This is a genomic window from Stutzerimonas chloritidismutans (assembly GCF_051486945.1).
Classification (GTDB): domain Bacteria; phylum Pseudomonadota; class Gammaproteobacteria; order Pseudomonadales; family Pseudomonadaceae; genus Stutzerimonas; species Stutzerimonas chloritidismutans_B.
Window position 1 is genome coordinate 34,270 of sequence record NZ_JAHVDX010000007.1, and the last position, 16,039, is coordinate 50,308.

Annotated in this window: 13 protein-coding genes; 5 read left to right on the forward strand and 8 right to left on the reverse strand. The window is 62.6% G+C overall.

Annotated features, from left to right (window positions below; all coding sequences use genetic code 11):
• Positions 1 to 2: 2 nt before the first annotated feature.
• From KXR72_RS20120 to KXR72_RS20130, 3 genes are read right to left on the reverse strand one after another with little or no spacing between them, the layout of a single operon-like run.
• Positions 3 to 443, reverse strand: coding sequence for a nucleoside deaminase (locus tag KXR72_RS20120; RefSeq protein ID WP_437422876.1), 441 nt, complete (start codon positions 441 to 443; stop codon positions 3 to 5).
• Between the two features lie 34 nt (positions 444 to 477).
• Complete coding sequence (locus KXR72_RS20125; protein WP_437422877.1) at positions 478 to 1,404, reverse strand: DUF808 domain-containing protein; 927 nt, start codon at positions 1,402 to 1,404, stop codon at positions 478 to 480.
• A gap of 29 nt (positions 1,405 to 1,433) precedes the next feature.
• Positions 1,434 to 2,483, reverse strand: coding sequence for an AraC family transcriptional regulator (locus tag KXR72_RS20130; protein ID WP_437422878.1), 1,050 nt, complete (start codon positions 2,481 to 2,483; stop codon positions 1,434 to 1,436).
• 161 nt (positions 2,484 to 2,644) lie between these two features.
• On the opposite strand from KXR72_RS20130, the gene KXR72_RS20135 reads away from it, so the two are divergent.
• From KXR72_RS20135 to KXR72_RS20150, 4 genes are all read left to right on the forward strand, one after another.
• Positions 2,645 to 2,962, forward strand: a complete 318-nt coding sequence (locus KXR72_RS20135) for an Mpo1-like protein (RefSeq protein WP_437422879.1) — start codon at positions 2,645 to 2,647, stop codon at positions 2,960 to 2,962.
• Between the two features lie 155 nt (positions 2,963 to 3,117).
• Positions 3,118 to 4,506 carry an adenylate/guanylate cyclase domain-containing protein gene (locus KXR72_RS20140; RefSeq protein WP_437422880.1) on the forward strand — a complete coding sequence of 463 codons (1,389 nt, stop codon included), beginning with the start codon at positions 3,118 to 3,120 and terminating at the stop codon, positions 4,504 to 4,506.
• A gap of 75 nt (positions 4,507 to 4,581) precedes the next feature.
• Positions 4,582 to 5,349 (forward strand): helix-turn-helix domain-containing protein, encoded by a 768-nt coding sequence (locus tag KXR72_RS20145; RefSeq protein WP_437422881.1) that lies wholly within the window; start codon positions 4,582 to 4,584, stop codon positions 5,347 to 5,349.
• Between the two features lie 142 nt (positions 5,350 to 5,491).
• Positions 5,492 to 6,382 (forward strand): DMT family transporter, encoded by an 891-nt coding sequence (locus KXR72_RS20150; protein ID WP_437422882.1) that lies wholly within the window; start codon positions 5,492 to 5,494, stop codon positions 6,380 to 6,382.
• A 90-nt stretch (positions 6,383 to 6,472) separates the two neighbouring features.
• On the opposite strand, the gene KXR72_RS20155 is transcribed toward KXR72_RS20150, so the two are convergent.
• Both KXR72_RS20155 and KXR72_RS20160 read right to left on the reverse strand, forming a co-directional pair.
• The gene (locus KXR72_RS20155) at positions 6,473 to 8,053 is read right to left on the reverse strand and encodes an aldehyde dehydrogenase (NADP(+)) (protein ID WP_437422883.1); all 1,581 of its coding nucleotides are present in this window, start codon (positions 8,051 to 8,053) and stop codon (positions 6,473 to 6,475) included.
• Between the two features lie 442 nt (positions 8,054 to 8,495).
• Positions 8,496 to 8,780 carry a SelT/SelW/SelH family protein gene (locus tag KXR72_RS20160; RefSeq protein WP_437422884.1) on the reverse strand — a complete coding sequence of 95 codons (285 nt, stop codon included), beginning with the start codon at positions 8,778 to 8,780 and terminating at the stop codon, positions 8,496 to 8,498.
• Between the two features lie 68 nt (positions 8,781 to 8,848).
• Here KXR72_RS20160 and KXR72_RS20165 point away from each other — a divergent pair, with 68 nt between their 5' ends.
• Positions 8,849 to 11,026, forward strand: coding sequence for a patatin-like phospholipase family protein (locus tag KXR72_RS20165; protein ID WP_437422885.1), 2,178 nt, complete (start codon positions 8,849 to 8,851; stop codon positions 11,024 to 11,026).
• A gap of 6 nt (positions 11,027 to 11,032) precedes the next feature.
• Here the strand turns inward: KXR72_RS20165 and KXR72_RS20170 are convergent, their stop codons facing one another.
• From KXR72_RS20170 to recQ, 3 genes are all read right to left on the reverse strand, one after another.
• A complete protein-coding gene (locus KXR72_RS20170) occupies positions 11,033 to 12,967 on the reverse strand; it encodes an LPXTG cell wall anchor domain-containing protein (protein ID WP_437422886.1) in 1,935 nt (644 codons plus the stop codon).
• A 218-nt stretch (positions 12,968 to 13,185) separates the two neighbouring features.
• Positions 13,186 to 13,617, reverse strand: a complete 432-nt coding sequence (locus KXR72_RS20175) for a MarR family transcriptional regulator (protein ID WP_437422887.1) — start codon at positions 13,615 to 13,617, stop codon at positions 13,186 to 13,188.
• Between the two features lie 159 nt (positions 13,618 to 13,776).
• Positions 13,777 to 15,903, reverse strand: a complete 2,127-nt coding sequence (gene recQ / locus KXR72_RS20180) for a DNA helicase RecQ (RefSeq protein WP_437422888.1) — start codon at positions 15,901 to 15,903, stop codon at positions 13,777 to 13,779.
• Positions 15,904 to 16,039: the final 136 nt, after the last annotated feature.

The following is a 16,039-nucleotide window of genomic DNA, read 5'->3' on the forward strand; positions in this document are numbered from 1 at the left end:
CCTCACGTCTCGCCAATATCCTCGTTCCACAAGGCGGGGCTGTTGGCGATGAAGCGGCGCATCATCTCGACGCACTCGGCGTCCTGCAGCACCTCGATCTCCACGCCGCGACTGCGCAACAGGGCTTCTTCGCCAAGGAAGGTCTGGTTCTCGCCGATTACCACCTTTGGGATGCCGTAGAGCAGGATCGCACCGCTGCACATCGAGCACGGCGACAAGGTCGTGTACAGCACCGATTCGGAGTACACGCGAGCCGGCTGCCGGCCCGCATTCTCAAAGGCATCCATCTCGCCATGCAGCACCGCACTGCCCTGCTGGACGCGACGGTTGTGACCCCGCCCGATAATCCGCCCCTGGTGGACAATCACCGAGCCGATCGGAATGCCCCCCTCGGCCAGCCCCTGGCGCGCCTCGTCGAGTGCCGCCTGCATGTAGTCATTCATCCCATCCCTCCGTTGATATACGGGCCGGCGCCCGTCAGACGTCGCCGGACTTGCCGAACAAACGCTTGCTTAAGGTAACCGCAGCAAATACCACACCGCCGGCGACAATGCCGAACGCGGCGTTGAGCAATGTGGGGGTGAGCCCGGCCAAGAGTGCGCCCACGTAGGGCAAGGCGAGGGAATGCTCGGCGCTGTTTTCGATGAAATGATGCACCGCTTGCAGACCATGAGTCAGGATGCCGCCGCCGACCATGAACATGGCAGCCGTGCCGATCACCGAGAGTGACTTCATCAACCATGGCGCGACGGCGAGGATGCCGCGTCCAATGCCTTGCGCGGCGGCACTTCCCGTTTTGCTCAGCGCAAGCCCGGCGTCGTCCAGCTTGACGATTCCGGCGACCAGCCCATACACCCCGACGGTCATGATCAATGCAATGCCGGTCAGCACCGCGACCTGTTGTGTGAACGTGGCGGTCGCCACGGTGCCCAGCGTAATAGCGATGATTTCGGCTGACAGGATGAAGTCCGTCCGAACCGCACCACTGATTTTTTCCCGTTCCAGGCTGGCGATGTCCACGTCGGGATTGGCCAGCGCCGCAGCATGCCGAGCATGGGCGTCGTCGTCCCGATGCATGAACCGATGCGCCAGCTTTTCGAACCCCTCGAAGCACAGGAATGCCCCACCGAGCATCAGCAAGGGCGTGATCAGCCAGGGGACGAAAGCGCTGATCAGCAGTGCTGCCGGCACCAGAATCGCCTTGTTGCGCAGCGACCCCTTGGCGACGGCCCAGACCACCGGCAATTCCCGATCCGCATTGACGCCAGTGACCTGCTGCGCATTGAGGGCAAGGTCGTCGCCCAGCACACCGGCAGTCTTCTTTGCCGCCACCTTTGTCATTACGGAAACATCATCGAGTACCGACGCGATATCGTCGATCAGAGCGAGCAAACTACTGGCCAAAGTGAATTTCCTAGAATGTGGTGGACGCACTAGTTTCTAAGGCTGCCGGCCCTGCCGACAAGTTCCGGCACTAGCCCCAGCCGCTCGGCACGGTACTCTCCTGGCGTCTTTGCGTGCCAGCGCTTGAAGGCGCGGAAGAAATTGCTCGGATCGGCAAAGCCCAGCAGGTACGCGATTTCCAACAGCGCCAGGTCGGGTCGCGCGAGGTATTGCTCGGCAAGCGTGCGGCGCGTGTCATCCAATAACTGTTGGAACGTTGTGCCTTCGTCGTGCAGGCGACGCTGCAGTGTCCGTTCGGACAGGTGCAACAGCTGCGCCACTACGTCGCGTCGCGGCTCGCCTTCGGGTAACAGCCGGCAAAGCCACTGGCGGGTTCGGTGGGTCACCTGGCTGTCAGCGAAGCGCGCCAGGTACTGCCCGGCAAAACGATCATGCAGGTTCGCCAGCTCGCTGTTGGCGGTGGGTAGCGGAACATCGAGATCGGCGTGACGAAATAACAACGAATGACGCGCGGCACCGAACGACAGTGGACATTGAAACAGGCGTTTGTAAGGGGCGAGATTATCCGGGGCAGGCCCCTCAAAACTGGCCTCCAGCGGGTCCAACGGCCGGCCGGTCAACCAGCGGCAGAATGCCAGCGAACTGGCCAACGACCCCTCGGCGCTTTGACGTGCTGGCGGCAGGTGGTCGCCGTGAATCGTCAAGGTCAGTCGGTAGCCATTTGCCTCGGGTTTGAAGCTTAGATCCGCCCCCTCGGCGATTATCCGTTGGTAGCGGACCAGTCGCTCAAAGCTCTCCTTGAGCGTGGCACTCGACATCAGGGCATACCCAACCACGTGCATCGCGCCAGGCCGCATCACCTGCGCGAGGTTTAGGCCGATCGCCGTGTTGCCGGTCAACGCCACAGCGCGCTGCCAGAGTTGCGTCATGGCGTCTTGCGGGAAACGCGCATCCGGGTCCCTTAGTGCCTCGTAGTCGAGCCCCAGCTCCGAGAACAAGGCGCGGCAGTCGATACCATCAAGCGCAAGCGCCTCGACAATACTGTTGGCCCAGCTGGATGAGGTGGTGCGCTGGTTCATCGAGGATTCCTGATCACATTGCAGGCCACACGGAGGCTGCGCCGCTCAGTTTCAGCCGAGCTCCCAACGTACGCAAGGGCAGTGAACTGGCACAACGGGCCACTGGCCCGTCAGTTGCAACCTTCTAGACTGGCCATCACCACAATGACAGGAGGTGCGACATGAGCGCGCGAACCGCCGAACGCTTCACCCGCTTTGCTGACTTCTACCCCTTCTACCTGGCAGAGCACAGTCATCCGACCTGCCGAAGGCTGCACTTCATCGGGAGCTTGCTGGTGCTTGGCATTCTGTCCTACGCCCTGCTTTCTCAACGCTGGGTCTGGCTCCTGGCGCTGCCCGTTGCCGGTTACGGCTTTGCCTGGATCGGCCATTTCGTCTTCGAGAAAAACCGTCCGGCAACCTTCCAATATCCGCTGTACAGCTTTCTCGGCGACTGGGTCATGCTAAAGGACATGCTGACCGGCAAGATCCGCTTCTAGCCCGGGCGCGAATGGCACCGGCGCTTCGTCACGGAACGGATGGGCGGTTTGGCGGCGATGCACCGACTTGGTTATGATCGCGCCGGGCGCCGGCTTCCAGCGCCGGGATTTCCACGGCGCGCTCCAGCCGAATCGATCAGGGATAGTAATCACCGATGTCAACCGTGACCGGCGAACGGCGTAACGGCCTTGCGACTCGCCCACTGCGCGAATACTACGCGCGCGTCTTCGCCTACCTGACCTGCGCAGCGACCCTTGCCGCCGGCACCTACACCCAGCACTTCCCCATTACCCTGCTGTGGATGGTGCCCTACACGCTGCTGTACCCGCACTTCGCCTATCACCTGAGCTATCGCTTCAAGCGCGAGTACCCCGAGCGCACATCCCAGACCCTGCTCTGCCTCGATGCGCTCAACGCCGGGGCGGGTATCGTGCTGCTCAATTGTTCACTGGTGCCCAGCCTGATGTTCCTGTTAACGCTGGGTTTCAGCGCACTGGTGATCGGAAGCTTGCGCCACCTGTTGATGACACTCCTGATGGCGACCGTCGGGTTTGGCCTGACCAGCCTGGTCATCCCGCTGCAATTCAATGGCCCGACGCCGGTTCTGGTATCCGCTGCGAGCATCCTGTTCACCAGCCTGTACGTCTGTATCACCGCCTATTACGTCCACCAGCAAGGCATTCGCCTCGCACAGGCGCGCAGCGAAGTAGAAGCGGAGCAGGCCAAAGCCGCACGGCTGGCACGCAACCTGGCGAAATACCTGTCACCCCAGGTGTGGGAATCGATCTTCTCAGGCAAACGCAGCGTGCGGCTGGAAACCCAGCGCAAGAAGCTCACGGTGTTCTTCTCGGATATCAAGGGCTTCACTGAGCTGGCCGAAGAATTGGAAGCCGAGGCGCTGACCGACCTGCTCAACAACTACCTCAACGAGATGTCGAAGATCACCCTCAAGCACGGCGGCACCATCGACAAGTTCGTGGGTGACTGCGTGATGGTTTTCTTCGGCGACCCAACCAGCCAGGGCGCGAAAAAGGACGCGGTCGCGGCCGTCTCGATGGCCATTGCGATGCGCAAACACATGAAAGTCCTGCGCCAGCAGTGGCGTGCCCAGGGCATCACCAAGCCCATGGAAATCCGCATGGGCGTCAACACCGGCTACTGTACGGTGGGCAATTTCGGCGCTGACACCCGCATGGACTACACCATCATCGGCCGGGAAGTGAACCTAGCCAGCCGCCTCGAAAGCTCGGCCGAGGCCGGCGAGATCCTCATCTCTCACGAAACCTATTCACTGGTCAAAGACGTCATCATGTGCCGCGACAAAGGCCAGATCACTGTCAAGGGTTTCTCCCGTCCGGTGCAGATCTATCAGGTGGTGGACTTCCGCCGTGACCTCGGTGCGACCAACAGTTTTGTCGAACACGAGCTGCCAGGCTTCTCGATGTACCTCGACACCAACGGCGTTCAGAACTTCGACAAGGAGCGCGTCATCCAGGCGCTCAATCAGGCCGCCGACAAGCTGCGCGACAAGGTCATCATGTAGCACGCCCAGGCCCGTTCTGGTCCAATGCGCTGCACATCAATGCCTGTGTCGCTTCGCGTGCCGTCGAGGTCTACCATGCCGCCCATCCTTTCCCTCCGTCATTACAACCACGACCAGATCGTTCACAGCCACCCGCACACGCAGCTGGTGTTCGGCCTGCGCGGTCAGTTGGATTTCGAGGTGGACGGCCAAGGCAGCCGCATCCAACAGCAACTTCTGGCCGTGGTGCCCACCGATGCGCGGCATGCCTGCGGCAGCGCCGACGGTAGCTTTTGCCTGGTGATGGACATTCCGGATGGGGCCTGGCTGCGACGACGTCTCGGCTACCACGCTGATTGCGCCCTGCGATTGCTCGAACGCCCCGGGGCGCTCCGGCTGACCCCTACGCAAGGCCAGTTGGTCGACTGGCTAGCCGCCAGCCCCGTCAACGATCCGATCATCGCGGAACAAGGCGCAGCGCTGCTGCTGGCAAGCCTCACGTCAGGGTGCGAGCCCGCAGGCCAGCGACATCCACTCCCGCTGGTAGCGCTGCGTGCGTACATCGACCGCCATCTGGCCCATCCACTCGAAGTCAGGGACCTCGCAAGCGTCGCAGGCCTATCCGTGCCTCGATTCCATGCACGTTTCGTCAGCGAAACGGGAACGACGCCTCAGGAATTCGTCCGGCAGCGGCGCCTGCACCACGGGCGGGAGTTGCTGCTTAGCACCCAGGATGCGGTCGGCGAAATTGCCGCTCGAGTCGGTTACGCCTCGCAAAGTGCCTTTACCGCAGCGCTCAGTCGCCACTACGGCCTCACGCCACGGGCATTCCGGCGCGAGGCACGCGACAATCGGCGAGAGTAGCGCGACAGACCAACCGCCTCGCGCGCCCTACCCTACGCTCCGGGCCAAGGCCACACCCACTTACGCCATTGCGAGGCTTCATGAATCGTTCCAGCACACCCGCTTCACCCTTTCGCCAATTCCCCGCGCTGGATATCCAGCCATGACCCATCGCAACGCCCTGCTCGCAATCCACTTCGGCGCCCTGATGTTTGGGCTTTCCGGCGTGTTCGGCAAGCTGGCCGAGAGCGAGCCGCTGATCATTACGCTTGGGCGTGCAGGTTTCGCGGTCGTGGCGCTACTCCTGGCTACGCAATTCCTGCGCAGCGGCGGCGCGGCTCCCAGCCCACGCCAGCGGGCTGGCCTGCTACTCGGTGGTCTGCTACTCGGTGGCCACTGGCTCACCTTTTTCATGGCCGTGAAAGTTGCGGGTGTCGGCATTGCCACACTGGGCTTTGCCAGCTTCCCTGCTTTTACCGTGTTACTTGAAGGTCTCTTGTTCCGTGAGCGCACCCGTCCGGTGGAATTCGGCATGGTTGGCCTGGTCTGCGCGGGCTTATTGCTGGTGACGCCGCACTTCGACCTTGCCAGTGAAAGCACGCTGGGCCTGATCTACAGCATTCTCTCGGGATTGATGTTCGCGCTTCTGTCCCTGCTCAATCGGGCCGTGACGCGCGGCGTGGATCCGGTGCAGGCCGCCCTCTGGCAAAACGGAAACATTTTGCTGTGCCTGCTGCCGTTCACCTGGGCATCGCTGCCGGCCGTGCCAACCATGGACTGGCTATGGCTAGCACTGCTCGGCGTGTTCTGCACCGGTCTCGCCCACAGCCTGTTCGTGGCGAGCCTAAAGGTGCTAAACGCTCGGACGACGTCCGTGATCTTCGCGCTGGAACCGGTGTACGGAATCGCTATCGCCTGGTGGCTATTCAATGAGCAGCCCACGGTGAGGATGCTGTTCGGTGGCGCCTTGATCATCCTCGCCTCGGTCATCACCAGCCGACTCAAGACGCCAGCCGTGACGAACAGCGCCTCGCCTCTGGCGAAAGCGCCCTAGCATCGGCACCAACGCATCTGGCCGAGCCCGGTCAGGTGTGCGTTGGGATATCGGGACGGACAGTGGCTCGCTTAAGCGAGCCGTTCCACTTCAGAGCGCCGCGTCGGTGACCTCACCATCCACCAGGCGCCTGATACCGAGCGGGTTGGCATTCTTCAACGCCTCCGGCAAGAGCGCGTCCGGGAAGTTCTGGTAGCACACCGGCCGCAGAAAGCGATCGATCGCCAGGGTACCCACCGAGGTACCGCGCGCATCGGACGTCGCTGGATAAGGTCCGCCATGAACCATGGCATCGCACACTTCCACCCCGGTCGGGTAGCCGTTGAGCAAGAGGCGCCCGGCTTTCTGCTCCAGCAGCGCCACCAGATCCGCCGCCTCGGCCAGGTCCGACGGCTCGGCGATGAGCGTCGCGGTGAGTTGGCCCTGCAAGCCGGCCAGCGCTCGCATCAGCTCTGCCTTATCGGACACTTCCACGACCACCGTGGTCGGCCCGAATACTTCTTCCTGCAGTAGCGGATCACCCCCGATGAGTAACTGTGCATCCGCCTTGAACAGCTGCGGCTGCGCCTGATTGCCCTGCTGGGCCTGGCCTGCAAGGTGGCTGATGCCTGGATGCTGCTCAAGATGCTGCACGCCCTGACCGTAGCTGCCGAGCGTCCCGGCGTTGAGCATCGTCTGCGCGGGCTGCTCGTTCATGAAGCCGACCAACCGCTCCAGAAATTCGCTGAATGCCGGCGAGCGCACACCGATCACCAGCCCAGGGTTGGTACAGAACTGGCCGCAGCCCATCACCACTGACGCCGTGAGTTCATTGGCGATCGCATCGCCGCGGTTCCTGATCGCATCGGGCATCAGCACGACCGGATTGATGCTCGACATCTCGGCGAATACCGGAATCGGCTGCGGACGCGCCGCGGCCATGTCACATAATGCGCGACCACCGCGCAGTGAACCGGTGAACCCAACCGCCTGGATAGCCGGATGTTTGACCAGCCATTCGCCGACGCCACCCCCATAAATCATGTTGAACACGCCCCTGGGCATACCGGTCTTTTCCGCCGCACGAATCACAGCATCGGCGACGCACTCAGCGGTCACCATATGGCCGCTGTGCGCCTTGAATACCACAGGGCAACCCGCAGCAAGTGCCGATGCGGTGTCGCCGCCAGCGGTGGAGAACGCCAAGGGGAAGTTGCTCGCACCGAATACCGCGACAGGACCCATCCCCATGCGGCATTGCCGCAGGTCCGGGCGTGGCAATGGCTTACGGTCCGGCAGTGCGCGATCAATGCGTGCACCCAGGTAATCGCCCCGGCGCAATACCTTCGCGAAGAGCCGCATCTGCCCGCTGGTCCGCCCGCGCTCGCCCTGGATTCGCGCCGGCGGAAGCGCTGTTTCACGGCAGACGAGTGCGACGAAGTCGTCGCCGAGCGCATCGAGTTCGTCGGCAATGGCGTCGAGAAACTCGGCTCGCCTGGCGGCGGGTAATGCGCGGTATTCAGGATACGCACCCTCCGCAGCCTGTGCGGCTGCGTTCACTTCGTCTTCGGTGGCCTGACGGAATTCATAGGGCAGGGCCTGGCCGGTACTGGCATCGACGCTGTGCAAGATGACCGAGCCCTGGGCGCTGCGCGCGCCGGCGATGAAGTTCTGGCCGCTGATGTTGGGCATGGAAACGCTCCTCTGACGTGATCGGACTCATGAGTCTTCGCCCGTCTATCGGCGAGCGAAGCGGAAAAGCGACACAGCGCGGCAGCTAAAGCCGCGCCGGCGGTTAAGGCCGTTCGCGGGTGCTGAGCGGCATCGGAGCGACGGTCGCCGCTGGGATTGCCGTTGCGCAAGCAGCACACGAGAGCCGAACGAACGATCGCGCAACTTCGAGTGCCTCTACGCAGGGTAGTTCGTGTCATCAAGCAGGCAGATCGAGCGTCCGCAGCTCTCGCTGAAACCAGGGCCTCAAATTAGAGGGGCGGCGGGCCAGCGATAGACTGGGCGTAGAAGCCGGTCCATCCGTCTACCCGTCGTTCCTGTCCAGTAACCGGACCGTGGCACGCGGCCGGCGAGCCCGAAGGCTGCCGTCACCAGTGGAGAGCTATATGCTGGAGCGGCCTGCTCACCGACGCTCGTTATGGCCGAGATCGCGCTGCGGATCGATCTGGTCACGAACACGCTGCTTCAACTCCTTGGCGTCGGGAAAACCGCCGTCCAGCTTGCGTTCCCAGATCTGCACGCCATCGCAACTGATGTGAAACGTGCCGCCGGAGGCCGGGACCAGCGAAACCTTGCCCAGGTCATCGGAGAACGTCGAGAGAAGCTCCTGAGCCAACCAGGCGGCGCGCAATAGCCATTGGCATTGGGTGCAGTAGGTGATGACGATCTCGGGCTTGCTATCGGGCATGGCAGAGGCGCTCCGGTGGATGACTGGCCCCTATAATAGCCGCCATTTCCACAGCGCCCGGTGTCGCCATGCCCCGCCTCTTCGTATTCCTTCTGTTGTTTCCGCTGCTGGCGTACGGCGATCCGCAACCGCGCACCGGCCTGGTGCTATCTGGCGGCGCGGCGCGAGGCCTGGCACACATCGGAGTGCTACGGGCGCTGGAGGAGCATGGCGTACGCATCGATGCGATCGCAGGCACAAGCATGGGCGCGGTCATTGGCGGGCTCTACGCGGCGGGTTACAGCGTCGATTCGCTGGAAGAATTGGCCTTGACGCTGGAATGGGAGCAAGTGCTTTCCGATGACCCGCCGCGCGAGGACGTACCCTTTCGCCGCAAACAGGATGACCGCGACTTCTTGGTCAAGCGCAAACTCAGCTTTCGCGACGATGGCAGCCTCGGCTTGCCGCTTGGCGTGATTCAAGGCCAGAACCTTGCTCTCTTGCTTGAACGTCTGCTGGTTCACATCAGCGATACGCGGGATTTTGATCGTCTTCCCATCCCGTTTCGCGCCGTCGCGACCGATATCGCCAACGACCAGAAGGTGATCTTCCGCAGCGGCCACCTGCCGCAGGTCATTCGGGCGAGCATGTCCATTCCGGCAGTGTTCGCGCCAGTCGAGGTCGATGGGCGACTGCTCGTCGACGGCGGCATGGTCGACAACATCCCCATGGACGTTGCACGAGACATGGGCGTGGATCGCCTGATCGTCGTCGATATCGGGACGCCACTGGCGCCCCGCGAGCAATTGCTCACGGTCGTGGATGTGCTCAACCAGTCGATCACCATGATGACCCGCCGCAACTCCGAAGAGCAGCTCGCGACATTGCGCACGGAGGACTTGCTCGTACAACCGATGCTGGCCGGGTTCGGCTCGACCGACTTCGATCGCGCCGAACAGCTCATCGATGCCGGATACCGTGCCGCCAGCGCACTCGAAGCGCGCCTGACCGCCATGAGCAGCCCCAACGCCGGCAATCCTGCCTTGGCCCTGGCTCGCTCGGCGGAGCCCAAGTCACCCTTGATCACCGCCGTGCACATCGAAAACGACTCGAAAGTTGGCGACGCGGTAGTTCGGCGGCATATCCGCCAGGCCATCGGTGAGCCGCTGGATCTTCAGCAATTACAGAAGGACATGGGCACGCTGTACGGCCTGGATTACTTCGATCGGGTCGAATATCGCGTGGTCCAAGGCACCTTGGGCAACACCCTGGTAGTCACCACGCGCAACAAGCGATCCGGCACCGACTATCTGCGTCTCGGCATCAATCTCTCGGACGATTTTCGAGGCGACAGTGCATTCAACATCGGCGCCAGTTATCGCAAAAACGGTATCAACGAGCTCGGCGGCGAGTGGCTGACACGCTTGCAACTCGGGGACCGGCAGGAGCTGTTCAGCGAGTTCTACCAGCCACTCGACGCTGGCTCCCGTTGGTTCGTCGCGCCAAACATCGTCGCTGAGGCGCGTAATCTCGAGGCACTGCAGGACCATGACCCGATCGCCGAATACAGACTGCAGCGCTACGGCTACGGGCTGAGCATCGGCCGGCAGATCGCTAATAACGGCGAGTTGCGCCTGGGCGTCGGGCAAAGTTGGGGCGAAGCGGACGTGCGCATCGGCGACCAGCAATCTCCGGAGTTCACGTTCGAGGAAGGGTACTACCAGTTGCAGTACGCCTTCGACACGCTGGACAACGTCGACTTCCCACACGAGGGCGAGGACATTGGCCTCAGGCTGCGCCAGTACGATCCCGGCCTCGGCTCCGACGAGCGTTATCGGCAATGGGAGTTCAGCCTGGACAAGGCCATCAGCCACGACGTGCATACATGGGTAGTGGGTGGGCGCTACGGTCGCACGCTGGACGACGCCGAGGTGGTGCCCTCCAGCTTCCAGCTCGGCGGAGCACGGCAGCTTTCGGGGTTCCGCCAGGACGCGCTTTCCGGACAAAACGTCAGCCTGGCTCGGCTGATCTATTTCCGCCGGATGACTCCCCGCTCCATCCTGCCGCTGGACTTTCCGCTCTACCTCGGCGCCTCGCTAGAGCGAGGGCGTGCCTGGAACAATGACAACGAATACGACAGCGGTTACATCAACGCCGGCAGCCTGTTCATTGGATACGAAACGCCGCTCGGCCCCCTCAACTTCAGCTACGGGCTGAATGACGAGTCCGAACGGGCGCTCTATATGAACCTTGGCAGCAGCTTCTGAAATGACTCAGGCGATTCGGGCCAGCAACTCGGTCACTTGCTGACGCTGCGCCTCGTCACCTTCGTTCGCCAGGCTTTCGAGGATGACGCACGCGCTCTCGATATGCCCTTGCTGAATGTAGGCCAGGGCCTGGTTCAGCCGCACAAGATGTTCCGGGTTGGGCTCGAGGTGCTCGATCGCTGGGAGTTCGGGCGCCTCGTAGCCGGACTGATCGAGCAGTGACGGCAGTTCATCGAGGGTCAGGGGTTCATCGAAATCGTCGAGCCATGCCTGGGTAGGTGTCTTCACCGCTTCGTCCTCACGGCTGGATGCCGGAGTTTGTTCGCCCTCAAGATCGGCCAACGCATCGAGATCGAGGACGAATTCTTCGTCCTCAGGCGGCGTGGGTTCTGCCTGTTCGAGCTGAGCGAACGCAGCCGCCATGGCCGGATGCAACGCCAGCAGCTGATCGAGATTCGCTGCGCTGCCGCCTGCATCGCGATAGGCCGCCGCTTCGCGACGGTAGCTGTCGACATCGCCAGACTCGGCCAACAAGCCGAGCAATCGCAGGCGCAGTTCCAGCTGTTCGGGGGCCTTGTCGATCCCGCGCATCAGCACGTCGAGCGCGTCTTCACGACGACCGTATGTCAGGTAGATATCGGCCGCCTCCAGCACGTCCGTTTCGCTCACCGATGCGTGCGCGGGCTGACGAGGCATGTCCGACACAGCGTGCGCGACCAGAGCGGCCGGGGCACGAACAGCCGGCACTGGCTGAGCGTAGCGCTCTGCAGGTTCTGCATGCTGTTCGGCGGTGGCCTTTTTCCTGCGACGGCCATAGAGCAGGCCGAACAGACCCAGCAGTGCAGCCAACCCGCTCGCAGGCAGGGCCCAATCGCTCCACCAGGCAGCGGGCGTCGAGGTGGACGGGCTCTGCGCTGCCGCTGCCCCCTCGGCAGCGGGCAAGGCCTGATTCTCAGGCGGCATGGCCGCCGTCACCACCGCCGCCGGACTGGCTACCACGCTTTGCTGATCGGCCAGCCGGGCATTGACCAATTCCAGCTGGGCCTGCATCTCGACCAACGATTGCCTGAGCAGCTCATTTTCCTCACGGCTTGCCGCCAGCTCCTCGAACAACTGGCGTCGCAGCGCCGCGACCTGATCTTCGGCCACCGTCGGCTCGCTCGGTAACGGCTCAGGCGTCGGATCGCTCGCCTCGACGGCCTCACTGGCGACGGCCTCAGCCTGGGCAGGTGCCGCCCCTTCGAGATAATCCGGAAGCAACAAGCGCGCTCCAGCCTTCAAGCGGGCTGCGTCACCGCCGGCAAAGGCTTCGGGGTTCAGCGCCAGAATGTCCTGCATCAGCTGCGACTGGCTCGCCTGGCCAGCACGTGCAGCTAACTGCCCGGCGATGGTCCACAGGCTCTCGCCGGATGCGACCTGATGGTATTGCCCGCCGCTAGCCGCGGGCATGGTAGTGGGAGGTACCACCGCGGCCGGCTGCGGACGAGCCGGTACATTCGGGCTCGGCATTACCGCCGCAACCGGCGCGGACATCGCCGGCATGGATGGCAACGGGTCGAGCAGTACGGTGTATTCGCGCAGCAGCCGGCTCTTGGTGCGGGCCACCTCAACGACGAAATTGAGATAGGGCTCGCGCACCGGCTTTTCGGAATACACCCGGATACGGCTTCCACTGGCGTCGACGATCGGAACGAACCGCAGGTCCTGCAGGAATGCGAGACGATCGACACCGATGCGCTGGAAGTCATCGGCCGAAGCCAGCATGACGCGGATGTCGCTGGCGCTGAGATTACCGGCGTCAACCAGTTGAATGTCGGCATTCAGTGGCTGGTTGAGCGCCGAGTGCAAGGTGATTTCACCCATGCCCAAGGCAGACGCCATCCCCGAATAGATCAGTGAACCCGATGCCACTGACCACAATATGCGACGACTGAATGCCATGTGGCCTTCCCCGTAGATTGGGCAGTCGACGCGTGATGTCGCTGGCCCGCCAGATGTTCATAGCTTGTGACGCAGTTATCGTCAAACGCGTGAAAAGCTTTATACAGACTGTCGGGTTTCGTTGTAAGGCATTTTGCTATCGCAGCAAGGTTTCACGACGGGCGGGCGGTCGCTGTACCGCACTGCCCTTTCAATAGCCGGCTGATAAGCGCCGCGGCTTACCGTTTGACCAGATTGGCCAGGATGCGCGCATGTACCTGCTGGCATTTCCGAAGGTCATCTTCATCGATACCGTCGAACAGCTCCTGACGAACCTGGGTGGATATCGCTTCGATTTTCTGAATCAACGGGCGCGCCGGGGCGCCGAGGGATATCAGCTTGGCGCGCCGGTCATCCGGGGCTGCCTTGCGATGAACCAGGCCCTGCGCCTCCAGACTATCGAGCAGCCGGGCCAGGGTCGGTCCTTCGACCGCAACGCTTTGAGCCAGCTCCCGCTGGGTCGGATCGTGATCGAACCTGGCCAGGTGCAGCAGAACGAGCCAGCGCGCCTGAGACAGGCCAAGGTCCGCAAGCCTGCGATCGAGTTCAGCACGCCAGCCACGCGACAGTTGTGCCAGCTGCATGGCGAAGCGATGTTGATCGGGGTACATGAAGACTGTTCCTGGAAAACCTAATTATTAGCGAGCTAATCACAGCATCAAAATGCTGGCAAGGCTACCAAAGATCGAGAACGTTACGCCGCATTGCCCTGGCATCCGGAGGGCTGCAAGCGACCAACAAGCGTAGCGGCACTCAGCCGCCGTCTAGGCCTACAGCTCGAACTCGGCCTGCAGCGCAGCACGCACGCAAAACAGGACGGGCTCAGACACCCGGCCAGCGAACAGCTCCGCTACCGCGGCGACGGGCGGGAGTTCTCCCTCGGCATCGAGGAAGGCTTCCTGGATCTCTTCCAGAAGCGCTTCAGGAAGATCAAGCGCTTGCTCGAGGCTCAGTTGCTGCTGGGCAATTGCCTCGGCGAGCATCGCGTAGACGTTCTTTTCGCTGCAGTCGAACTGCCGGGCGATCTGCGCAGGCGTCATGCCCGCTCGCGCCAGCGTGATGAGTTCATGCCGGAGATCAACGGGCGCACCGGTTGCCGGTTGCGCCGTGCCCTGCAGAGCTTCGAGAAAGGCCTGCCCATACCGGTCGAGCTTGCGAGCGCCGACGCCACTGATCCGCCCCATGTCGCCCAGCGTGCGCGGCTGGCTGCGCAGCATCTCAAGGAGCGTCGCGTCGGGAAAGATGACGTAAGGCGGTACAGCATGCTCCTCGGCCAACTTGCGTCGCAGTGCCCGAAGCGCTTCCCAGGTTTCACGTTCATCATCACGTACTAACTGGCTCGCCGCGCTGGCGGTCGGCTTGGGCGTTTTGCTCGGCTGTTCGCGACGCAGCGCCAGCGGCTCTTCGCCACGCAGCAATGCGCGGCAGCTGCCGTTGAGGCGCAGGCCACCGAAGCCTTCCAGATCGATATCCACCAGGCCTCGTGCGACCAGTTGGCGGTACAGCGAGCGCCACTCGCTTTCAGAAAGCGACTTGCCGAGGCCGAACACGGACAGGTGCTGGTGCCCCAGGCTGCGTATCTTTTCGTTGTCTCGCCCTAGCAGAATGTCGACGAGGTGACCGACGCCATAACGCTGGCCGCTGCGATAGATAGCCGACAGCGCCTGACGTGCCGGCTCCGTCGCGTCCCAGGTCTGGACGTCATCGACGCAGTTGTCGCAGTGCCCGCACGGTTCGGCAAGCAGCTCATCGAAGTAGCCCAGCAGCACCTGACGGCGGCAACGGGTCTCCTCACACAACGACAACATGGCGTCGAGCTTGTGCTGCTCGATGCGCTTGTGCCGGTCGTCGCCTTCGGAGTTGTTGAGCATCTGCTTGAGGAAGATGACATCCTGCAGCCCGTAGGCCATCCAGGCGTCGGACGGTAACCCGTCGCGCCCAGCCCGCCCCGTTTCCTGGTAGTAGGCCTCGAGCGACTTGGGCAGATCCAGGTGAGCGACGAAGCGAACGTTGGGCTTGTCGATGCCCATGCCGAACGCAATGGTCGCAACCATGATCAAGCCTTCCTCGTTGAGAAAGCGTTTCTGGTGGAAAGCCCTCAGCTCGCTTGGCAGCCCGGCGTGATAAGGCAGCGCGGGGAACCCCTGTTCGGACAGGAAGGCGGCTGTGTCGTCCACCTTTTTTCGCGACATGCAGTAGACGATGCCGGCATTGCCCCGGCGCTCGGCGAGAAAGGCGAGCAACTGCTTGCGCGGCTGCTCCTTCGGCACGATGCGGTAGAAGATGTTCGGACGATCGAAACTGGACAAGAACCGCTCGGCATTCTCCAGATGCAAACGCTGCACGATCTCTTCGCGGGTACGCTTGTCCGCAGTTGCGGTGAGTGCCAGGCGTGGCACCTCGGGGAAATACTCTGCAAGCTGCCCGAGCTGCAGGTATTCAGGACGGAAGTCGTGCCCCCATTGCGAGACGCAATGCGCCTCGTCGATGGCGAACAGGCCAATCGGCAGCCGTTGCAGGAACGCCAGCATCCGAGGCTGCACCAGCCGCTCCGGGGCAAGGTAAAGCAATTTGATTTCGTGACGACGCAGGCGATCGGCGATGTCGCGCTGCTGTTCCGCGCTCAGCGTCGAATTCAAGGCCACCGCCGGCACACCAAGCTCATCGAGCGTGGCGACTTGGTCGTCCATCAGTGCGATCAGCGGCGATACCACGACCGCCAAACCCTCGCGCAATAATGCCGGGACTTGATAGCACAGCGATTTACCGCCACCAGTGGGCATGAGCACCAGTGCATCACCGCCGCTGGCCACCCGCTCGATGATCGCGCCCTGGTTGCCGCGAAAAGCGTCGTAGCCAAATACATCTTTGAGAATGCGCTGTGCCTGGTCGAGCATGCCGGTCTCCGAAACAAGACGCGCGAGTATACGCGAGCGAGCCCATCGATTCAGGCGCCGTCACGACGTAGGAGATGGCCGGCCGCAGTCCATCAGGAACTCCTCGGGATTTTTCGCCTCTGTGCAGGCAGAAGCG